At 38.1% G+C, this 20,384-nt stretch carries 33 protein-coding genes; 31 read left to right on the top strand and 2 right to left on the bottom strand.

Features of this window, described 5'->3' with window-relative positions; all coding sequences use genetic code 11:
• Nucleotides 1-14 precede the first annotated feature (14 nt).
• The 7 genes from mutL (at nucleotide 15) to glnA (ending at nucleotide 7,541) form a co-directional block, all read left to right on the top strand.
• On the top strand, nucleotides 15-1,856 hold the full coding sequence (mutL, locus tag J2S77_RS04815) for a DNA mismatch repair endonuclease MutL (RefSeq protein ID WP_306975164.1): 1,842 nt from the start codon (nucleotides 15-17) through the stop codon (nucleotides 1,854-1,856).
• A 17-nt stretch (nucleotides 1,857-1,873) separates the two neighbouring features.
• Nucleotides 1,874-2,827 (top strand): tRNA (adenosine(37)-N6)-dimethylallyltransferase MiaA, encoded by a 954-nt coding sequence (miaA, locus tag J2S77_RS04810; RefSeq protein WP_306975163.1) that lies wholly within the window; start codon nucleotides 1,874-1,876, stop codon nucleotides 2,825-2,827.
• A gap of 24 nt (nucleotides 2,828-2,851) precedes the next feature.
• Nucleotides 2,852-3,073, top strand: coding sequence for an RNA chaperone Hfq (hfq, locus tag J2S77_RS04805; RefSeq protein ID WP_167260193.1), 222 nt, complete (start codon nucleotides 2,852-2,854; stop codon nucleotides 3,071-3,073).
• A 117-nt stretch (nucleotides 3,074-3,190) separates the two neighbouring features.
• Nucleotides 3,191-4,426 carry a GTPase HflX gene (gene hflX, locus J2S77_RS04800; RefSeq protein WP_306975162.1) on the top strand — a complete coding sequence of 412 codons (1,236 nt, stop codon included), beginning with the start codon at nucleotides 3,191-3,193 and terminating at the stop codon, nucleotides 4,424-4,426.
• A gap of 6 nt (nucleotides 4,427-4,432) precedes the next feature.
• Nucleotides 4,433-5,668, top strand: coding sequence for a methionine gamma-lyase family protein (locus J2S77_RS04795; RefSeq protein ID WP_306975161.1), 1,236 nt, complete (start codon nucleotides 4,433-4,435; stop codon nucleotides 5,666-5,668).
• Between the two features lie 106 nt (nucleotides 5,669-5,774).
• On the top strand, nucleotides 5,775-6,179 hold the full coding sequence (locus tag J2S77_RS04790; protein ID WP_306975160.1) for a MerR family transcriptional regulator: 405 nt from the start codon (nucleotides 5,775-5,777) through the stop codon (nucleotides 6,177-6,179).
• Nucleotides 6,180-6,206: 27 nt separating this feature from the next.
• Nucleotides 6,207-7,541 carry a type I glutamate--ammonia ligase gene (gene glnA / locus J2S77_RS04785; RefSeq protein WP_306975159.1) on the top strand — a complete coding sequence of 445 codons (1,335 nt, stop codon included), beginning with the start codon at nucleotides 6,207-6,209 and terminating at the stop codon, nucleotides 7,539-7,541.
• Nucleotides 7,542-7,648: 107 nt separating this feature from the next.
• Here glnA and J2S77_RS04780 read toward each other — a convergent pair whose 3' ends face one another.
• On the bottom strand, nucleotides 7,649-8,800 hold the full coding sequence (locus J2S77_RS04780; RefSeq protein WP_306975158.1) for a site-specific integrase: 1,152 nt from the start codon (nucleotides 8,798-8,800) through the stop codon (nucleotides 7,649-7,651).
• A gap of 12 nt (nucleotides 8,801-8,812) precedes the next feature.
• A complete protein-coding gene (locus J2S77_RS04775; protein WP_306975157.1) occupies nucleotides 8,813-9,439 on the bottom strand; it encodes a LexA family protein in 627 nt (208 codons plus the stop codon).
• Nucleotides 9,440-9,604: 165 nt separating this feature from the next.
• Here J2S77_RS04775 and J2S77_RS04770 point away from each other — a divergent pair, with 165 nt between their 5' ends.
• The 24 genes from J2S77_RS04770 to J2S77_RS04655 all read left to right on the top strand — a co-directional run bounded on the left by J2S77_RS04770 (nucleotide 9,605) and on the right by J2S77_RS04655 (nucleotide 20,376).
• Nucleotides 9,605-9,814, top strand: a complete 210-nt coding sequence (locus J2S77_RS04770) for a helix-turn-helix transcriptional regulator (protein ID WP_306975500.1) — start codon at nucleotides 9,605-9,607, stop codon at nucleotides 9,812-9,814.
• A 33-nt stretch (nucleotides 9,815-9,847) separates the two neighbouring features.
• Complete coding sequence (locus tag J2S77_RS04765; protein ID WP_306975155.1) at nucleotides 9,848-10,117, top strand: group-specific protein; 270 nt, start codon at nucleotides 9,848-9,850, stop codon at nucleotides 10,115-10,117.
• A gap of 2 nt (nucleotides 10,118-10,119) precedes the next feature.
• The gene (locus tag J2S77_RS04760) at nucleotides 10,120-10,368 is read left to right on the top strand and encodes a hypothetical protein (RefSeq protein ID WP_306975153.1); all 249 of its coding nucleotides are present in this window, start codon (nucleotides 10,120-10,122) and stop codon (nucleotides 10,366-10,368) included.
• Between the two features lie 387 nt (nucleotides 10,369-10,755).
• Entirely contained in the window at nucleotides 10,756-11,022 is a 267-nt protein-coding gene (locus tag J2S77_RS04755) for a hypothetical protein (protein WP_306975151.1), read from the top strand.
• A 121-nt stretch (nucleotides 11,023-11,143) separates the two neighbouring features.
• Nucleotides 11,144-11,413, top strand: coding sequence for a hypothetical protein (locus tag J2S77_RS04750; protein WP_306975150.1), 270 nt, complete (start codon nucleotides 11,144-11,146; stop codon nucleotides 11,411-11,413).
• Between the two features lie 595 nt (nucleotides 11,414-12,008).
• Nucleotides 12,009-12,779 carry a phage antirepressor gene (locus J2S77_RS04745; protein WP_306975148.1) on the top strand — a complete coding sequence of 257 codons (771 nt, stop codon included), beginning with the start codon at nucleotides 12,009-12,011 and terminating at the stop codon, nucleotides 12,777-12,779.
• Between the two features lie 102 nt (nucleotides 12,780-12,881).
• The gene (locus J2S77_RS04740) at nucleotides 12,882-13,151 is read left to right on the top strand and encodes a hypothetical protein (protein WP_306975146.1); all 270 of its coding nucleotides are present in this window, start codon (nucleotides 12,882-12,884) and stop codon (nucleotides 13,149-13,151) included.
• On the top strand, nucleotides 13,103-13,810 hold the full coding sequence (locus J2S77_RS04735) for a DnaD domain-containing protein (RefSeq protein WP_306975144.1): 708 nt from the start codon (nucleotides 13,103-13,105) through the stop codon (nucleotides 13,808-13,810). The genes J2S77_RS04740 and J2S77_RS04735 overlap by 49 nt, the downstream gene beginning before the upstream one ends.
• Nucleotides 13,811-13,831: 21 nt before the next feature.
• On the top strand, nucleotides 13,832-14,116 hold the full coding sequence (locus J2S77_RS04730) for a hypothetical protein (protein ID WP_306975143.1): 285 nt from the start codon (nucleotides 13,832-13,834) through the stop codon (nucleotides 14,114-14,116).
• On the top strand, nucleotides 14,113-14,541 hold the full coding sequence (locus J2S77_RS04725; RefSeq protein WP_306975141.1) for a RusA family crossover junction endodeoxyribonuclease: 429 nt from the start codon (nucleotides 14,113-14,115) through the stop codon (nucleotides 14,539-14,541). Before J2S77_RS04730 ends, J2S77_RS04725 begins: the two co-directional genes overlap by 4 nt.
• The gene (locus J2S77_RS04720; RefSeq protein WP_306975139.1) at nucleotides 14,532-14,783 is read left to right on the top strand and encodes a LexA family protein; all 252 of its coding nucleotides are present in this window, start codon (nucleotides 14,532-14,534) and stop codon (nucleotides 14,781-14,783) included. The genes J2S77_RS04725 and J2S77_RS04720 overlap by 10 nt, the downstream gene beginning before the upstream one ends.
• Nucleotides 14,755-14,913, top strand: a complete 159-nt coding sequence (locus tag J2S77_RS04715; protein WP_167260225.1) for a hypothetical protein — start codon at nucleotides 14,755-14,757, stop codon at nucleotides 14,911-14,913. The genes J2S77_RS04720 and J2S77_RS04715 overlap by 29 nt, the downstream gene beginning before the upstream one ends.
• Before the next feature lie 12 nt (nucleotides 14,914-14,925).
• The gene (locus J2S77_RS04710) at nucleotides 14,926-15,123 is read left to right on the top strand and encodes a hypothetical protein (protein ID WP_306975137.1); all 198 of its coding nucleotides are present in this window, start codon (nucleotides 14,926-14,928) and stop codon (nucleotides 15,121-15,123) included.
• Between the two features lie 180 nt (nucleotides 15,124-15,303).
• The gene (locus tag J2S77_RS04705) at nucleotides 15,304-15,432 is read left to right on the top strand and encodes a hypothetical protein (protein WP_279588337.1); all 129 of its coding nucleotides are present in this window, start codon (nucleotides 15,304-15,306) and stop codon (nucleotides 15,430-15,432) included.
• A gap of 15 nt (nucleotides 15,433-15,447) precedes the next feature.
• Nucleotides 15,448-15,669, top strand: a complete 222-nt coding sequence (locus J2S77_RS04700; RefSeq protein ID WP_167260231.1) for a DUF6011 domain-containing protein — start codon at nucleotides 15,448-15,450, stop codon at nucleotides 15,667-15,669.
• A 12-nt stretch (nucleotides 15,670-15,681) separates the two neighbouring features.
• Nucleotides 15,682-15,876 (top strand): hypothetical protein, encoded by a 195-nt coding sequence (locus J2S77_RS04695; protein WP_306975133.1) that lies wholly within the window; start codon nucleotides 15,682-15,684, stop codon nucleotides 15,874-15,876.
• A 132-nt stretch (nucleotides 15,877-16,008) separates the two neighbouring features.
• A complete protein-coding gene (locus J2S77_RS04690; RefSeq protein ID WP_306975132.1) occupies nucleotides 16,009-16,311 on the top strand; it encodes a hypothetical protein in 303 nt (100 codons plus the stop codon).
• Between the two features lie 41 nt (nucleotides 16,312-16,352).
• Nucleotides 16,353-17,606: a DNA cytosine methyltransferase gene (locus J2S77_RS04685; RefSeq protein WP_306975130.1), complete on the top strand. Its 1,254-nt coding sequence runs from the start codon at nucleotides 16,353-16,355 to the stop codon at nucleotides 17,604-17,606.
• A gap of 235 nt (nucleotides 17,607-17,841) precedes the next feature.
• Complete coding sequence (locus J2S77_RS04680; RefSeq protein WP_306975128.1) at nucleotides 17,842-18,027, top strand: hypothetical protein; 186 nt, start codon at nucleotides 17,842-17,844, stop codon at nucleotides 18,025-18,027.
• Between the two features lie 184 nt (nucleotides 18,028-18,211).
• Nucleotides 18,212-18,508: a hypothetical protein gene (locus J2S77_RS04675; RefSeq protein ID WP_306975127.1), complete on the top strand. Its 297-nt coding sequence runs from the start codon at nucleotides 18,212-18,214 to the stop codon at nucleotides 18,506-18,508.
• Nucleotides 18,509-18,823: a hypothetical protein gene (locus tag J2S77_RS04670; protein WP_306975125.1), complete on the top strand. Its 315-nt coding sequence runs from the start codon at nucleotides 18,509-18,511 to the stop codon at nucleotides 18,821-18,823.
• A complete protein-coding gene (locus J2S77_RS04665; RefSeq protein ID WP_306975124.1) occupies nucleotides 18,816-19,139 on the top strand; it encodes a MazG-like family protein in 324 nt (107 codons plus the stop codon). The genes J2S77_RS04670 and J2S77_RS04665 overlap by 8 nt, the downstream gene beginning before the upstream one ends.
• 124 nt (nucleotides 19,140-19,263) lie before the next feature.
• A complete protein-coding gene (locus J2S77_RS04660; RefSeq protein ID WP_306975122.1) occupies nucleotides 19,264-20,019 on the top strand; it encodes a hypothetical protein in 756 nt (251 codons plus the stop codon).
• A 12-nt stretch (nucleotides 20,020-20,031) separates the two neighbouring features.
• Nucleotides 20,032-20,376 carry an HNH endonuclease gene (locus tag J2S77_RS04655; protein WP_306975120.1) on the top strand — a complete coding sequence of 115 codons (345 nt, stop codon included), beginning with the start codon at nucleotides 20,032-20,034 and terminating at the stop codon, nucleotides 20,374-20,376.
• Nucleotides 20,377-20,384: the final 8 nt, after the last annotated feature.

The raw sequence follows: 20,384 nt of genomic DNA, 5'->3' as shown, positions 1-20,384 counted from the left end.
GAGGGACGGTATAAATGAACTCAATCATCGAACTACCGAGCACCCTTTCTAATAAAATAGCAGCGGGTGAAGTCGTTGAACGTCCCGCTTCGGTCATTAAAGAATTATTAGAGAATAGTATAGATGCAGGAAGTACGTGGATCAAAATAGAGCTTGAAGAAGCTGGTCTTCGCTCAATTAAAGTGATCGATAATGGGCGTGGTATGACGCAAACTGATGCACCTAAAGCATTTGGTCGTCATGCTACGAGTAAAATCGCTCATGAAAAAGATTTGTTTCGTGTTGAAACTTTAGGATTTCGTGGTGAAGCATTAGCTAGTATCGCGGCCGTTAGTCAATTGACATTAAGAACGTCTACAGGTGAAGAAACAGGAACAGAGCTTGTGGTTCATGGAGGAGAAGTTGTAGAACATCAAAAACATACGAAACGACAAGGTACTGAAATCATTGTTGAACATCTGTTTTATAATACGCCTGCACGGTTAAAATATTTAAAAACCGTCCACACTGAACTTGGACATTTAACAGATGTCATTAACCGTATGGCGTTATCGCACCCAGATATTCGATTTGAATGTGAGCATAATGGGAAAAAACTATTTTTCACACCTGGGAATGGCCAATTATTACAGACTATTCAACAAATCTACGGTTCAAATATCGCGAAAAATATGCTCAAAGTGGAAAATCATTCTCTAGACTATCATTTAACGGGTTATATTGGAAAACCTGAAATCACCCGTGCTAATCGCCATTACATTTCGTTAATCGTTAATGGTCGCTATATTAAAAACCCTAAAATCAATAAGGCTATACTAGATGGTTACCATACATTCTTACCAATCGGTCGCTATCCTGTGGTGGTCTTACAAATTGAAATGGACCCTTATTTAGTCGATGTAAACGTTCACCCAGCTAAAACGGAAGTTCGTTTCAGTAAAGAAAATGCTTTATTTGAATTAGTTAAAGATACAATCTATGACGTCTTACATGAACAAAAGCTGATACCAGAAGGGAAACAACGAAAACAAGAACCATCAGAACAAACAGCACTAGATTTCACACAACCAAATAGGGATGAAACATCGGAACAAGAAACGGTCGGTCAAGATTCTCAAACTAACAATCACCACATTGCTGAATCTTTATCTAAATTTCAATCGAAAATAAACCAACAAGTGAGTCACCCAGTTTCAACAACTGAGGAACGGCCGTCGCCAAAACAAGAAGAACCAGAAATGTTACCAAATGATTCGACTGAAACAGAGAGTGAACGGATTCCCTTTTTAAGTCCGATCGGGCAATTACATGGTACTTATATTTTAGCTCAAAATGAACAAGGCTTATATCTAATGGATCAACATGCTGCTCAAGAACGGATTAAATATGAGTATTTCAAAAAGAAATTAGGTAAACCTGATCATGAATTACAGACTTTATCCGTTCCGTTGACGTTCGATTTCACAGCACAAGAAGCCATAACGATAGAAGAAAATCGTTCACAGTTGGAATCAATTGGCTTATACTTGGAACCATTCGGAGATCAGAGTTATCTAGTAAGAGCCTATCCTACTTGGTTCCCAGTAGGAGCTGAAGAATTAACCATTCGTGATATGGTCGATGACTTAGCACAAGAAAAAGGCATAAGCATTGAGAAAATTCGAGAAGAAGCAGCAATTTTAATGTCTTGTAAACGTTCGATTAAAGCTAACCATTACTTGAGCCATCAAGAAATGAACTATTTGATTGATGAATTACGGTCGTGCCAAGACCCTTATACATGCCCACATGGTCGACCAATCATTGTACACTTTAGTGATTATGAAATTCAACGGATGTTCAAACGAATTATGTAGTAGAAATGAGGGGCAGTATGAAACCGATTGTTGTCAGCGTTATCGGCCCAACAGCTGTTGGTAAAAGTAAATTAGGCATAGAAATTAGTAAGCGATTTGATGGAGAAGTTATTAATGGCGATTCCATGCAGTTTTATCGGGGATTTAATATTGGGACAGCTAAAGTAACGAAAGAAGAAGCGGATGGTGTTGCTCATCATTTGATCGATTTTTTACCAGAAGATGGTCAATATTCCGCTGCTCATTTTCAATCGGATTTGAAGTCATTAGTAGATGAAATTACTGCGAGAGATCGATTGCCAGTTGTCGTTGGTGGTACAGGTTTTTATATTCATTCTGCGCTTTATGATTTTAATTTTTCAGAGGTTGACCGTAACGAAGGTTATGTAGACTCAATGATGCAAGGAATCGAACAGAATGGAATCGAACCTTATTTCGAGAAATTGAAACAGGTTGATCCTGATCAAGCAAACAGGATTCATCCTCATAATATTAGAAGAGTCGTTCGTGCATTAGAAGTTTATGAGCGAACAGGGAAAACGATGTCGCAACTTGAACAAGTACAATCTAATGTATCTCCTTACCAACCGTATATTATTGGATTAGATATGCCACGGGAACAACTGTATGACCGAATTAATCGTCGTGTTGATGACATGATTGAAGAAGGACTATATGATGAAGTATATGCGTTATACCAGGCGTATGGATCAACTATTCAAGCAATGCAAGGGATTGGTTACAAAGAATGGCTTCCATATTTCCGAAACGAAGTGATGTACGATGACGTTATTAGTCAAATTAAGCAAAACACCAGAAGATTTGCGAAGCGTCAACTAACTTACTATCGCAACAAACTTCCTGATGTTCATTGGTACACAATTGATCCTGATCGTTACGAAAAAACTTTCGAGACAATTTTTTCAGATTTAGCAGGATTTTTAAAGCACAAGCAGAATAATAATAATTAAGAGATAGATAGAGGAGGAAGAATTATGGCGAATTCAGCGAACATTCAAGATGCATTCTTAAACAAATTACGTAAAGAGAAGGTTCAGTTAACGGTATTCTTAACGAATGGTTTCCAACTAAGAGGAATCATTCAATCATTCGACAATTTCACCGTTTTAATTGAAACAGAAGGGCGCCAACAGTTAATTTTCAAACATGCCATTTCAACGTTTGCACCGGTTAAAAATATTGATTTGGACTCATAATAATAATGTAATTCATTAAGCCTATCACAAAATGAGTGGTAGGCTTATTTCATGTTGTTTGACGGAAAACATGTTTTCGTTAACAATAAACTTATACGAAGATAAAGGAGTCCATTTATGAAAGAGCAAGCGATTATAGTCGGATGTCACACACCTGATACACCTGAGCATTTATTTGAATCATCTGTAGAAGAATTAGAAGCCTTAGCTTATACAGTCGATGTCGATGTGAATGAAATCTTTATTCAAAAGCGGGATAAAGTTCATTCAGCTTTATATATTGGGACAGGGAAAGTAGAAGAAATCAAGCAATACATTGATCAATATGAGATTGATGTCGTTATTATCAATCAGGAGTTAACGCCATCACAATCTAGAAACTTAGAAGACAAGTGGGAAATTAAAATTCTAGATCGCACCCAGTTGATTTTAGATATATTTGCGATGCGAGCACGAACTAAAGAAGGTAAATTACAAGTCGAATTAGCTCAACTTCAATATTTATTACCTCGATTACATGGACAAGGTACCTCTCTTTCTCGACTTGGTGGTGGAATTGGGACAAGAGGACCTGGTGAGACGAAACTAGAAACAGACCAGCGTCATATTCGCAGACGGATTACAGAAATTAAGCGTGCGTTAGAACAAGTAGCTAAACAACGAGATCAGTATCGTCAGCGCCGCAAGAAAAATTCAGCCTTCCAAATGGCGATTGTCGGCTATACGAATGCAGGTAAATCAACCATTTTCAACCGATTAAGTGAAACAGGTTCATTGGAAGAAGATAAACTTTTTGCAACATTAGATCCTTTAACACGCCAAATCACGCTGCCAAGTGGTTTTGAACTCTTAATATCTGATACTGTTGGATTTATTCAAGATCTACCTACGACATTAATTGCAGCATTTCGTTCCACGCTCGAAGAAGTTGTAGAAGCAGATTTTATTTTGCATGTCGTTGATGCTTCCAATGAGGAATCAGTTGAACAAGAAAAGACTGTTTTTAATATCCTTGATGAATTGGGTGCTGGTGATATACCGATGTTAACGGTTTATAACAAAGTGGATTTAGTCTCAGATGAGGTTATCCCATACTCGACCCCAAGCGTTAAAATGTCTGCGCTAGAATCATCTGACTATGATTATTTAAAACAAGCAATTGAACAGGCACTACTTAATAACTGGAAGCATTATCGTGTTTCTCTTTCAAGTAGTGAGGGGAAACTGCTGAATCAATTAAAACGAGAAACAATTGTCAAATACGAACAGTTCAATGAAGGCCAAGAACAATTTGAATTAGAAGGATATGTTCCAGAAGGTTCCCCAATCCATACAATATTAACAAAAAGGTGAGGAAATATGAACGAACAAGATTGGCAAACTATACATGAAGTTGAAACGAAATTAGAAGATCAATTTAAACAAATAGGACAATCTGTGACGCACAATCAGGCTAAAGTGCTCCAAGCCTTTCAAGAGCAACACATTGCTGATATTCATTTTAACCCAACAACAGGGTATGGATATGATGATTTGGGACGTGAGAAGCTTGAAGCGCTTTATGCCTCAGTATTTCAGACGGAAGATGCTTTAGTACGTCCTCAAATCGTATCGGGTACACACGCTATTTCGACGACGTTATTCGGCGTATTACGCCCAGGTGATGAATTATTAAGTATTACAGGAGCGCCTTATGACACATTACAAGGTGTTATTGGTGCAACGGGTGAAGCAGATGGTTCTTTAACGGATTTCGGGATTCATTATAAAGAAGTGGAACTGACCAAAAATGGGGAAGTAGACTTTGAATCGATTAGTCAATCTCTGAATGAGCGGACTAAAATGGTTATGATTCAACGCTCAAAAGGATACGCAGACAGGCCTTCGTTTATGATTGAAGGTATCAAAAAAATGATTGAATTTGTAAAATCAATTAACCCGAATGTCATTGTTTTTGTCGATAATTGCTACGGAGAATTTGTTGAAACTGCAGAACCAACAGAAGTAGGTGCAGATCTAATAGCTGGCTCATTAATTAAAAATCCTGGAGCGGGCATTGTGCGCACTGGAGGATACATAGCTGGACGACAATATTTAATTGAAAAATGTGCGAATCGTTTAACAGCACCTGGATTAGGTAAAGAAACAGGAGCATCATTAAATAGTTTGCAAGAAATGTTCCAAGGATTGTTTTTAGCTCCGCATACAGTTGGTGAAGCACTAAAAGGTTCTTACTTTACCGCAACATTATTATGTAAACTTGGGTTCACAACAAATCCTAATCAAGATGAACCACGTACTGATTTAATTCAATCCATTACGTTTCAGTCTAAAGATGATATGGTTGAATTTGCTCAAATTATTCAACAGCAATCGCCAGTTAATGCCTATGTAACACCACAACCAAGTGCTATGCCTGGATATGATCATGAAGTCATTATGGCAGCAGGGACGTTTATTCAAGGAGCTAGCTTGGAGTTAACAGCTGATGGACCAATCCGTGACCCTTATACGTTGTATGTTCAAGGTGGTTTAACATATGAACATGTTAAACTAGCTATTATTTCAGCTTTAAAACAACTTAACTATTTATAAGAGGTACGATTTTCGTACTTCTTCTTTTTTATGTTAACTTTCTTAACATGTGTTGACACATCTTATAACTTTGCATATAATATTATATATATTGGAGGTGTTGGTGATGGCTAATCAAGATCGTAAGGCTTTACCGTTATTCCCTATCAGCGTTGTAACAGATTTAACTGAGCTTAGCGCTCGTCAAGTTCGATATTACGAAGATAAGGGACTGGTCATGCCTGTTCGGTCAAAAGGAAATAGACGACTATTTTCCTTTTATGATGTCGATCGTTTACTCGAAATTAAAGAATTAATTGACCAAGGTGTCAATCTTGCCGGCATCAAACAAGTCTTGAAAGTTAAAACAGAACAACAAGAGCAAAATAACCAGAAGGAACCGGTTCCAGAAGAGACTGAGAAAATGTCAGAAAAAGACTTACACAAAATGTTACGTCGTGAGTTGATGGAGTCAGGTTATATGAATCAATCATCACTTGTTAAGGGAGAACTTTCGCGGTTCTACCATTAACTTAATAAATTTGAGGAGGCGTTTATTATGGCTAAATTTACAAAAGAAGAGATTTACAAACGCATAGAGGAGGAAAACGTTCGATTTATTCGTTTACAATTCACGGATTTATTAGGCACAATCAAGAACGTTGAAATTCCACTCAGTCAGCTAGATAAAGCACTTGATAATCAAATGATGTTCGACGGTTCTTCGATTGAAGGATTTGTACGTATTGAAGAATCAGATATGTTACTACATCCAGATTTAGATTCGTTCGTTGTCTTTCCATGGACATCAGAAAAAGGTAAAGTAGCACGTTTCATTTGTGATATTTATAATCCAGATGGCACACCATTTGAAGGTTGCCCACGTTATAACTTAAAGCGTAATTTAGAGCGCATGGAAAAACTCGGTTATACAGCCTTTAATATTGGTACAGAGCCAGAGTTCTTCTTATTCAAATTAGATGAACGTGGTGAGCCGACAATGGAACTTAACGATAAAGGTGGTTATTTTGACTTAGCTCCGACAGATTTAGGTGAAAACTGCCGTCGCGATATCGTATTAGAATTAGAAGAAATGGGCTTTGAAATTGAAGCTTCTCACCACGAAGTAGCACCAGGACAACACGAAATTGACTTCAAGTATTCTGATGCTATTAAACATTGTGACGATATCCAAACATTCAAGCTTGTAGTTAAAACGATCGCACGTAAACACGGCCTACATGCAACATTTATGCCTAAGCCGTTATTCGGCGTAAACGGTTCAGGCATGCACGCAAACATGTCACTATTTGCAGGCAAAGAAAACGCCTTTTATGATGAAAATGCGGATGAACAGTTAAGTGAAGTTGCACACCAGTTTACAGCAGGTATCATCAAACACGCGGTTAACTTTACAGCTGTGACAAACCCAACTGTTAACTCATATAAGCGTTTGGTTCCAGGTTACGAAGCGCCTTGCTATGTTGCTTGGTCTGGTCAAAACCGTAGCCCATTAGTTCGTGTTCCTTCATCTCGTGGTTTAAGCACCCGTATTGAAGTACGTAGTGTTGACCCAGCAGCTAATCCATACATGGCTATGTCTGTTATGTTAGCGGCAGGTTTAGATGGTGTTGAAAACAAACTTACAGCTCCAGATCCAGTTGACCGTAACATTTATGTAATGGATAAGGCAGAACGCGAAGCAAATGGTGTCCAAGATCTACCAGCAACGCTATATGATGCTTTACAATACTTAAAATCAGACAATGTGATTAAAGAAGCTCTTGGTGAGCACTTAACTGAGCACTTCTTAGAAGCAAAAGAAATCGAATGGGATATGTTCCGCACACAAGTTCACCCATGGGAGAGAGAACAATATTTAAGCACTTACTAATTTTCGAATTCCCTTGCCATGAAAATGGTTAAGGGGATTTTTGTTTTGTGGGAAGTTTTTGAGGGGGTGGTGGATTGAGGAGTATTCCCACAGATTTCCCACAAAAATCATTCGTTTAGGATTTTTTTCATATAATCATCATATTTCTGCATACCTTCCTGATTTATTCGGTCAGAAATATGAGCATAAACATCTGCTGTGATTTGGTAACTACCATGTCCTAATCGTTCTTGAATTTGTTTGTAGTCACTCCAGCCAGATTCCATTAAAATAACAACATGGGTATGACGCAAAGAGTGAATAGGTAACTTAGGTAGTCCAGCTCTTTTTAATATGCGTTCAAATGAATTAAATAGTGAGCTTTTAGGCATGTAGTTACCATCATCACGACATAAGACTAAATTGAGATCGTGATGATACAAGTCACCAAACGTCTTTTTATTTTCATTTTGCCATTTCAGATGGAACTTTAATTTATCGATTAAGGGATCTCTTAATGTGATAGTCCTGGTTGACCGATATGTTTTGGTATCGCCAAACAGCTCATCATTAGTGGACGCTTGAAAGTCTAAGGATTTGTTGATTCGAACTGTCTTCTCTTTGAAATTAATATCGGACCATTGAATAGCTGCAGCTTCACCTTTGCGCATACCTGTTTCAATCAAGAAGTAATAGAACATCCAATAAATATAGCCGTACTGACGAGCTTCTTTTAGGAAATTTGATATATCTGATGAATCAATAAATTTGATGGTTTGTTTCTTACTCTTACCCTTTATCGTAGCTCCTTCAGCAGGATTTCGATCAATAATATTTAGTTGCTTCGCCTTCTCTAAACCATTACGTAGTGTACCGTGGACAATCTCTACAGTTCGTTTTGCATACCCTTCATTATATAAATGGTTTAGGAATTTTTGATACATAGTTGGTTTAAGGTTCTTTATTTTTATATTTTGGAAATAAGGTATAATGTGTTTATTGATGTTAGTTTGATGTAGTTTATAAGTATTTTTACGAACGACATCCTTTTTGTATTCGACTAACCAATGTTGCATGTATTCTTTAAGCAACATGTTATGATTAGCCGTGTCAAAATTATTCAATAACTGCTCTTCTAATTGTTGAGCTTCTATTCTCGCATCTTTCTTACGTTTAAATCCTCTTTTAGATCGCTCCTTTCGTTGATCAGTTATAGGGTCATAATAGGTTAATCTAAATTCCCACAAGCCCTCTTTGTACTCATTTAGTGATATACCCATTCATCACACCTCCTAAAGATTTTGAGTAAATTTAACAGCTTTACCGATAATTTTAGCTGGATACTCTTCGTTAACAATGATTGGATCGTGATCCGAATTATCTGGAATCAATACTATATTATTTTTCTGTTTCTTTACCCGCTTTAGAGTTGCCTCCAAATCGCCATTTAATAAAACCGCTGCAATTTCACCACTTTCTACATCAGGTTGCTTTCTAATAATTACATTAGACCCTTCTGGTATCGTTGGGTGCATTGAATCTCCAACTGTTTCTAAACATATAAACTCACCTACAGGCAACGTATCTGGAAGTTCATAAGTATAACCTTTTATATTTTCCTCAGCATCTATTGGATCTCCACAAGATACTTTACCCAGAATAGGAATTGGCGTTATTTTAGTTATATTTTTAATATTTGATGTCTCTTTTGTTAAATCTTCATTCATTAGATCTTCTAAATTAACATTGAAAATTTTTGCTATATCAGATAAAACTCCTGACTTTGGTGTATAAGTTCCTTTTTCCCATTCGCTAATAGAAGAAGAGCTTTTTCTTCCTAAAAGTTTTGCTAGTTCATCTTGATCCATATCTTTCTTGTTTCTAAGGTACCTAAGATTTTTGCTGAATACATTACTCATTAATACTTCCTCCATGAATTTATTTTAACTGAATTATACAACTAATTTCATAAAATGTGAAGTGAGTTTATAAATTTATTTCAGATTATCTGAAAATATTACTTGACTTCAGAAAAACCGAAGTGTAAGATTGGAGTATAAATTGTTGAACGGAGGTGTTTTTTGGTGACAACTAAGACCAGAGAGAAGTTAAAAGTGTTACGAGTTAAAGCGGAAATGACGCAAGAACAGCTTGCGAGTAAGTCTGGCGTATCAGCTAGAAGTATCATTCTGTATGAAATGAACGTCAATAACTTACGAAAAGCACATTACTCAACTCTTGAAAAAATAGCCAACGCTTTAGGTGTTAAAGTTGATGATATTTTTTTAGGGTGAATTTCAGAAAAACCGAAAAAGAGGTGGTAATGAATGATTGAAGTTAATGTTGATCAAGACACTGTTGAGAAGTTGACAAAAGACGAAATACAGAAGCGGCTTAGTGAAGCCGACTTCGATTTGGTCTTATGGGATAAGCATGAGTTAACACGTCGAACTTGCATGAGTTGGTCTACAATTCAAAAGACCTTCTTTTATCATCCAGATTGTCCGAAAGTGAAGCTCGGCGGTAAATGGTACTTCAAAGCTGAGGAAATGAAAGATTTTCTTTTGAAGTGGGTTGAAGAACAAAAGGAGGATTGAACATGATTGTGTCATTTCTAAGCGAGGCAAAAGAGGTTGAAATTGAAGCAGAACGTAATCGTCTTGTTTTCTATATTACTGATCACAAATTAAATAAAGTAATGGTTGGTGTAGACAACGAAATTGCAGAAGAATTCATGAACAAACTTAATGAAGAGTACCAGAAGGCAATTGAAGCCAATGAGGGAGAGGAAGGTGAGCTGAATGGAAAAGGTAATCCGATCGACGGGTGTGACGGAACTAACGTGTGAAAATTGCGGGAATGAACTCCACATTAAAGAATCACGCGAAAACAACAATAGCACATTTTTCAAGACACGCTGCTTAAACGATGACTGTTATATCATCGGTAGCACATTCCGAATGGAAGGAGTGATGAAACATGCAGCCCAACTTCATCTACAAACGTAATGAAGGTAAGCGTCAAGCGTTTCAACAATTCAAGAATAACCAAGCTGAATTAGATCGGTTAAGAAAGGAAGGTCGATTATGAAGTACGCAATTGAAGGTGTTACGAGTGCTTTAGCATTAGCGTTACTGGTTTTGATTGTTAGTTATTTATAAGGAAATGAAAGGGCTATCCGTTTATTAAAGAAAAAACACCATAATTTATATAGCAATGAAGCGGAGGTATCAAAATGAGTAGCGCTAAAAAGCAAGAATTTGATTGGGCTATTGAAGTCGAAGAACGTTGTGTCAATGACTTACTCAAATTACTAAATCAGTACACTCGAAAAAAGCAATATGAACAAGCGCTTAGAGTTAATCAAGATATTGAACGTTCGTTGAAGCGGCTGCAAAAGCTAAAGGATGAATGGGAGTATGTTGATTATCTGGAAGGGATAGTCAAGCAAATGGAAAACGACGGGATCGAATCTGATGTAACTTATAGCACAAAAAAATAACCGCTCGGCAAAGCGGTTAAATCTGAAAGACTGGTATATTCCGATGTTCACATAACACGGAGTAACTATATTAAACCATGTGATGTTTAGAAAATCAAGTCGATGATTGGGTGTGTATTAAATGAAAGATTCAGAATTTCTGATTGAAGGTATGGAAGAAACAACTGAAAAGGTCAATGAGTTATTAGACAAAATGAGAGAAGCTAAAACGATTGCAGATGAAATAGCTTCTACTCAAATTGTCTTAAATGACAAAAGGCAAAAAGATGTCATGGAATATGTAGCTGAACTTAGAAAGGATTTTGTGAATCAAAAAGGGCATGAGCCTTATGGATATCATCTGGTAGCTGAAGCCGACTCTTTTCAAGTTCGTATATCTCTAAATCTTTAATAAATGTTTTGCGAGAAGTGAATATTTGAAGTTTGTTGTGCCCAATGTCAACTAGGTCTTCTTTAGGTAAATGGAAAAACAAAAAGCCTCTCGTTGATGTATACGGTGGAATATCAAACAAAGGTTGAAGCCACGAATCATTAATTAAATAAGTCTTTGATCTTTTAGATCCGTGGAATGTAAGTCCATTCTCAGTCTCTTTCTCTGGACTTACTGTAACTGTGTACTGTGATCCTGGAAGAGAATACGAATTGAAGTTCACCTTGTCATTCAGTACAAATTCAATGATCGATATAGGCTGTGCACTTTGATTAATAATCACAACATCAATAAGAACTCTATACTTGTCTTGCCAATAAACATCAGGTGTATCGGTGTCAATAAAATCAGGTTGAATTAAAGCAGACTTACTTCCAGGAAGTTGTCTAATTTCGATTGAAGCTCGGTTATTGTAAGCGTTGTTTAATGTGATTAAAAACGTGATCACAACGACGATAAAAGTACCGTTATTTATAATTTCAGTCAAATATATCACCTTCCTAATTTAAACATTCGACAGGAAGACTAAAATTCCTACAAAGGAGTGAGAATTTATATGAATGAATTAACAAAGATTTTCGACGGACAAGAATTGCGGATTATTGAAATGGATAATGAGCCGTGGTTTGTCCTCTATGACTTAGTTAACATTTTAGAACTGAGTAACAGCCGGATGGTTAAAAAAAGACTAGGGGATGACGTAAGTACAACTTACCCCATCTCAGATTCAATGGGTAGAACGCAACAAGCCACAATTGTAAACGAGGATGGATTGTATGACGTTATCCTCGATAGTCGTAAACCTGAAGCCAAGCAATTTAGAAAATGGGTAACTTCTGAGGTCATCCCATCTATTAGAAAACATGGAACTTATATGACTCCAGAAACGATAGAACAAGCCCTAACGGATCCAGACACGATCATCAAGATAGCTACTGATCTAAAAGAGGAAAAATCAAAGCGTGCAAAAGCGGAAAGCCAAATTGAAGCAGACAAGCCTTATACGAACTTTGGGCGTATTGTGTCTAACTCTAATGCAACAGTGAGTATTGGTGCGTTTGCGAAAATGTTGTACGACGAGCATGGCATTGTCATTGGTCGCAATCGTTTATTCAGCTGGTTACGCGATAATGGCTATTTAATCAAGAGTGGGCGTGAGAAGAACGTGCCGAAGCAAAAGTATATTGAACAAGGTCTGTTTGATACAAAAGTGACAGTGATTAGCAAGACAGACCAAGACATAGAAAAAGCGACGGCACTTATAACTGGGAAAGGTCAAGTGCGCATCGCTCAGGAATTATTAGAAACCTATGAATCTTTTAAATGATTCATCACGATAGATCGTGATCAAACCAAGCTCAACAATTTTATTGTACACCAATGAGCAACGTTTGTCACGTCTATCTCTATTAAAAAGGAGGTGCAGATGATGAAAGGCTTCATCAAAGATTATCGACAAGAATTAGACAGTCTCATATGGTCCATGCCGCCTATGTACCATCGTGTATGGCAGTACCTTAAATATATGGTGAACCACGAAGAGAGAAAAGTTCCCTTTAAAGACGGTAGCGTTATAACGGTTAAACCAGGGCAACATTTAACATCCACCCGTAACATCGCTAAGGGTGTCGGTTTTTACGAAGGTGTCACGTGGAAAGAACCGAACCTAAAACCGTCCAATCGATTCTTAAATGGTTAGAGAAACAATCAATGATAACAGTAGAGCATGGCAAAGGTAACAGACAATATACACTTATAACGTTGTTAAATTGGGAAACATATCAATCCCAATCTGTTTCAAGTAACACAAAAGAAACAGAGCGTAACCCAGATGAGAAACAGGTTGCGGATATAAACAAGAATGAGAAGAATGTAAAGAATGAGGAAGAACTATCTAATAATAATAACGCGCGTGATCGAGAAGCGTTTTCCGAAATCATTGAATTCTACAAGACGAACTGCCAGCAAGGCATAAGCGAATCACCTTACAACTACGAAATCATTAGCCAACTATTTGACGAATGGGGCTACGATCTCCTAATGGCATCTATGCAAGTGGCTGCACAAAAAGAAGCGAAGGGTACGCGCTTTATCGAGAGCGTTTTAGACAACTGGAAGAGCGCAGGTGTTCAGTCAATTGATGACGCTAGACGTTACCAACAGCAGTTCCGTGAAAATAAGCAAAAAACGAAGCAGTCACGATCGTCTCCTAAACAATCATCAGATGTTATACCGAAGTGGTTTGCTAAGCACAAAGAACAAAGACAACAAGAGCAACAAGAGTCGGCACAATCGAATGAAACGGAAGACCATACTAACGTGACGGAATTAGAAGCGTTCTTTCATGGCACACGATAGATTAATAGAAAGGGTGAGCATATGACACGGCACAAAGGCGAATTCAGAACAGACGTTAAAGGCACCTATCACACATTGGATCCTGAAGAAGATTGGGTGATTATCCTCGAAGACAAAGAATTCGCGTTCAGAAAGCGAGATCTGACATACATCGAACAGCAGTACAACGACGGACACGAACCTGAAGTAATTGCTAAGGAATTAAAACGAGACGAATGGGAAGTACTATTTGTCCTTTGCCACTTGGCTATTAAAGGACGTAATATTCGTGTATTTGCGGAACGAAAGAGGGTTATGAGCGCATGATTGCATTTACGATACATGGACAACCTGTTGCGCAAGGACGAGCAAGAGCCACCACATTTAAAGGTCAAGCGCGCATGTACGATCCAGCTAAATCAAAACACTACAAACATTACGTGCAATTGAGTGCTGCACAACATAAACCTAGCAATCTATTAAAAGGGCCTATTGATTTAACGGTTAGGGTTTATCGACCCATTCCGAAATCTATGCCGAAATACAAACGCAAGCTGATTGATGATGGCCAACTTAGACCAACAACTAAACCAGACGTTGATAATTACCTGAAAGCAATTAAGGACGCACTTAACGGCATTATATGGCACGACGATAGCCAAGTCGTTAACGTTCATATTGAAAAATACTACGACGATCAACCACGTGTTGAAGTCGAAATTCGAGAATGGGAGGCAGACACATGCACTTAACTATGATGCAGAAAGCGGTCTTAACCTACATTGAACGGTTCCAAGATAAGCACGGCTTTGCACCAACCCAACGTGAAATCACATCAGGTATTAACCTCAAATCCGCTTCAACAGTTAATAGCCATTTAAACAACTTGGAAGAAAAGGGATTTATTAAGCGTAAAGAATTCAGCCCCAGAGCATTAACCATCTTAGTTAGGAGTGATGAAGCGGATGAGAGAACCATCAACGTTAACACGTGAGGATATGATTGAAGAACTCGTCTCTTATGGTCATGATGCTTCTATTTTAGAGCATTTAAGTTATAACAGATTAGCAAGCAAATTAAGTGTTGAACGCGCAAAAGATATTCGAGAACATCCTTGGTTCTAGTAGGTGAAGCGGATGGACAGGCAAAAGCAAATAGAAGGTGTTAAACAAGCATTGATCGAGTGCTATCTACATCACGAATCCAAGCAAAAAGTTAGCTACCATCACGAAGTACGCACAAAAGAAGTTAAGCGGTTATACGACAGCATGTTTTCTGATTTTCAAACAAAACTTGACCAAGTTAGGCGGTGGCAAGATGAGCTCGGAAGTTAAAACTTATCGATTGTCGGATGACGAATTAGCAAAGCTGCATAGAACGAACCCACCCAAGAACAAACCCTTTCATGTCAAAGACTGGCGCTGGCATAAGCCAAAAGACGAAAAATCTCAAACCCACAAATCAAACTAATACCCGCTTCATGCGGAAAGATTGAGCATAAAGGTGGCGGTAACATGGCGAAATCAACGAATAAGCGATATGTGAAAGAAGATAAGAACCGAAACCAGGACGGAGAACTCCTAACGACCGTCAACGTGTATAAGAGTAAACCTAAAGATTTTGACTATATTGTGTTTGTTTAAAGGTAGGTGTGTTTAATGGAGAAGATATTACTTCGGTGTGCTGTATGCAATCGAAAGTTAAAAGATAACGAATCTATTGATCGTGGTGTTGGTCCAATCTGTCAAAAACACTTAGATCATAAAACGTTAACGATCGTAAAAGAATCAGTATTACTAGGTTTTCAGCCCGTTATGATTCACGAGGGAGCGATAGAGTTATCGATTCCGGAAAGTGAAGCGGAAAACATAAAGCAGTAAGGAGGAACCAATATGCCAAAAGAATACGCTGTTTATAAAGGTGAAGATTTATTGGTCATAGGTACGGATAAAGAATGTGCGGAAGAGCTTGGTGTGAAACCTGAATATATCCGTTGGCTAACAATGCCAACTGCTAAAAGACGTTTGGCCAAACGGAAAAACCCAGAAAAATGCACGGTCGGTGTTCTATTAGATGATGAGGACTAATCAATGAGAGGTGAAAACATGAACCAATGTGTTGAGTGTAAAAAACGTGCTGCAAGGTACTGGGGAAGTTATTTGTGTGAGACGTGCTTTAAGAAATTCTTGAGAGATAAAACGTAATTAGGAGGTTTATAGATGACTGTTTTTAAAATGAACGAAATTGATACGGTGGTTGCTAATTCAGAAGAAGAAGCTAAAGCGTTTTATAAAGACTTTGTAGACGTAAATGAAGAAGAATTACATGAAGACTTTGTCGGAGAAGTGTCGCTAGAAAAAAGAATGTATGTAGGTTTAGAGATGCTGACGGAAGAAGAAAAAACACAAGCTAGAGAGTGGATTAATTTTGAAGGTGAAATGTTAACACCTATGACATACAAAGAAGTTATGCAAAGAAAGAACCAAGAAGCGCCTTATATTATTTCATCAACAGATTGGTAAGACATATTAACGTACCTAAGACTGAATGAAGGTGAAAAACAGTGGAGAAACAGGTTGATCTATTTAGAGAGATTATAGTCGATAACTTCGCTGGTGGTGGCGGAGCTTCAACCGGAATAGAACTTGCTACGGGGTTATCCGTGGATGTCGCCATTAATCATGACCCTGCAGCTATCGCGATGCATAAAGCCAATCACCCAGATACTGAGCATTATTGCGAGTCGGTATGGGAAGTGGATCCACTAGAAGTTGCTCAAGGAAGAAAAGTTGGTCTTTGTTGGCTATCCCCAGATTGTAAGCATTTCAGCAAAGCTAAAGGTGGTAAACCAGTCAATAAAACGGTAAGAGGTCTTGCGTGGATAGCTGTTGAGTGGGCTATTAAAGTTCGCCCAAGAGTCATTATTTTAGAGAACGTAGAAGAGTTTAAAACATGGGGGCCTTTGAAAGATAACAAGCCTGATCCTGACAAGAAAGGACTCACATTCAAATCCTATGTAAAATCATTGAAAGCACTAGGATACAAAGTTGAAACAAAAGAGCTTCAAGCCTGTGACTATGGAGCACCAACAACTAGAAAACGGCTTTTTCTGATTGCTCGATGCGACGGAAGTCCAATTGAATGGCCAGAACCAACACACGGTGCCCCGTCAGATATTAATGTACAAATGGGACTTAAAGAGCCGTATCGAACAGCTAGTGAAATTATAGATTGGTCGTTACCAGCTCCAAGCATCTATGATCGTCAGAAGCCTCTAAGCCATAACACCATGTTGCGAATTAAGAGGGGCATTAAGAAATTTGTTTTAGAATCTGATCGTCCTTACATTTTTCAAGAGAAAGCCCATTTTCTACAACACTATTACACGCATCAAGGAACAGAGACTAGGGCGAGTGATATGAGGCAACCAGTTCCCACAATTCCTACAGCAAACAGATTTGGGTTAGTCAGTGCATTTTTAACTAAATATTACGGTCAAGGGATTGGCCAGAGTATTAATGAGCCATTGCACACCATTTCAACCAAGGACCGTTTCGGTTTGATTACTGTTAGAGGTGAGTCTTATCAAATAACCGATATCGGAATGAGAATGTTGCAACCACATGAATTATTTAAGGCTCAAGGATTTCCAAAAGAGTATCAAATTGATCGTGACTATAAAGGTAAGAAGTATCCTAAATCACAACAGGTGGCAAGAGTAGGCAATTCAGTACCACCACAGTTTGCTGAAAAGCTGGTAAGAGCAAATCTACCGGAAATGTGTGTGAAGCCTTATGAATATAAACAGGCAAAATAGATGCCAATAAGACTGAGAAAGCGAGTGAGGGAGTGAGTACGTTGGAAAATAAATCATTGGTGTTAATATGTCCACAATGCAAGAAGGAATACAAACAAAGTGATTTCTTTTATTTAGACCATGAATATAGCATGGAAAATTGGAAAATGTGTTTTCATTGTTGTCGCCACGTTTTAGGCCATGCAGGTTATGGAGAATGAGACCGACCAGGTTGTGCAATAGAAAGGAGCATATTATGAACGTATTTATTGTTCTTTATTATGACCATGAAAAGCAGGAAGTAGACGTATTAGATGTCTACACAAATGAAGAAAAAGCAAATAGACGAGTTGGTTATGAACGAGACTTGATTCCAGAAGCGGATTCTCACGATAACTGTTGGTACCAGGAAAGAGAAGTCATTACTGAAGCGGGGGAATGAATATGCCAATAAAATTTAGAGTCTATCTCATTCGATATGTCGATTTAGAAACCGGTAGCTTTTATGAAAAAGAAAAAGAAGAGCCATTCGTTAATACGCTTGAGAGCACACTATCTGACCGTTTCCAGATACTTCATAAACAATATTTAAAGACACGTTACTTGGTTTGAAAGGCGGTGATTGAATGACAGCTCGAGCGAAGTTAAGAGGACACGATATCGAATGTGTTGAAGGTCAGTGGATCTATTCAGACTTAAGCGAACCGACCGTTAATAACGAACGTGATTGTAACTATTGTGGACTAGAAAATACGCTTAAAGGACACGACGGTTGCTTAGGAACATTACCAGGTATTATGAACGCTTGCTGTGGACATGGTCAAACGAACGAGGCATATTTACAATTTTGGAATGGCGATTGTGTAAGAGGATATGACGCTATTAGTTTAATAGCTATTTTGAAGCAGGTGGAGGTTGATTGAATGAGTGAACAGTTAGAAGAATCTATCAAGAGAATCAATAACGTGATTGAACAAGGCGGGATGATGTATGGCGGAAAGCAGTTCTTAGATGATTTAAGCGTAATAACTGAACAAGCTAAATTAAGTGAACAAAATACAAAAGGGCTAGAGGATTGTCATGAGAATTTCAAAAATTTATATAAACGACATCGAAAGCTACGTAAAGTATTAGAGAAAATAGCTTCAACGAGAGGCAAAACGTTTACTGATGGTATTCACATAACTCAATTATCTGAAATTGCAGGTCAAGCTTTAGTGGAGGATAACAATGACTGAAAAACACAACGATTTAAACATATCAACATTTAACATCCAACAATGGGCTAAAGATCGTAACTTACACACAGCAGATCCCAGTAAGCAAATGCTGAAACTTATGGAAGAGGTCGGTGAATTATCGCAAGGATTAGCAAAAGATAATCAAGAGCAGATTGTTGATTCAATTGGCGATATTTACGTGGTCTTAACCATTCTATCTTTGCAGCTAGATTTAGATATTCAATTATGCGCTCGACAAGCTTATAACGAGATTAAGGACCGTAAAGGGCAAATGGTGAATGGTGTGTTTGTGAAGGAAAGTGATTTAACGTGAAGCAGAAAGGCGATAAATATAGACCAGTCGTTAAAGTTGCCAAAGTTAAAAAGGCCATACCAACTGTCGTTTATATCAGTGGCAGACGGTATGTGTACGATCCTAAAAATGAGGAGTGATTCATATGACTAAATCATCACCACATAGTGACGTGAAGACATATCAACTTAATGAAGCGGAACATGCCAAGATAAAGAAACAAACACCTGACTTCTACGTTAAGAAGCGGGAAGAGGGTTATAAGGATAAGGACATAGCTGAATTCATGGGTATTCCACAATCAAAGTTGAGCACATTGAAGAACGGCTGGGGCTTTGTTGGCCTGACGTTCGACGAAATCATAAAGCAGCATAATAAGATGAAACGCAAATCGAGTAATAAAAAACCTAGTCCTGAACCTGCTTCAGACGTTGAAGATAATGAGAGTGACATTGAAGAACCAATAGACGATCAAGAGGACGTTAATCAAGAATCAACGGGAACCGAACATTCATTCGAAACCCTTAAAAACGACCTCAAGCAGAAGATAGAGGCTAAAGATAACGAGATTGAGAGATTACAGGGTGAAGTTGACCGTTTAACGACCGATTTAAAACAGACTCAAAAAACACTTAACGGATGCAATGAACACGTCAAGTTCATGGAACACCAACAGGAAGAAGCGGAAAATGAGGACCAGTCAAATCAGGAAAACATTATAAATGACTTACGAGTACAGATCGATAAGCTCAAAACAGACATCAAAGAATTAGAGGCTGATAGAGAATGGTATCAACATGAAGCAGACAATGCGTATGAAAGATACAAGACACTATCTAAACAACAGAGACAAGCAGAGTCTAAAGCCTATCATGCTATTGAATTAATTAAGTTGATGTAGGGTGGTGAAGCGGTGTACACGAAAGAACAACAGCTGGGAAAACGTAAAAGTAGGAAACAAAAAGACAAAACACGCATCACAGCTAAAGTGAGAAAAGAAGTGAAACGTCGTTCAGGTGGAAGGTGCGAAAGATGCGGCATTACGAATCCTTGGATGTTTCAAATGGCTCATTTAGAACAAGCGAGCCACGTTGGACCAGGTGACGATCCAACTAATATTGTTCTGTTATGTGGGCCATCTGTTAACACGGGAACATGTCATGATTTCGCAGACTCTACTAAAGAAGGCCGAGAATGGCGCAAAAGGAAACGACAAGAGCTTATAGAGTTTTACCAGCATGAAGCGGGTAATAGTTAGGAGTGACA

Origin of the sequence: Alkalibacillus salilacus (assembly GCF_030812915.1) — a bacterium.
Classification (GTDB): Bacteria; Bacillota; Bacilli; order Bacillales; family Alkalibacillaceae; genus Alkalibacillus; species Alkalibacillus salilacus.
This window is presented reverse-complemented; position numbering and strand designations above follow the sequence as displayed.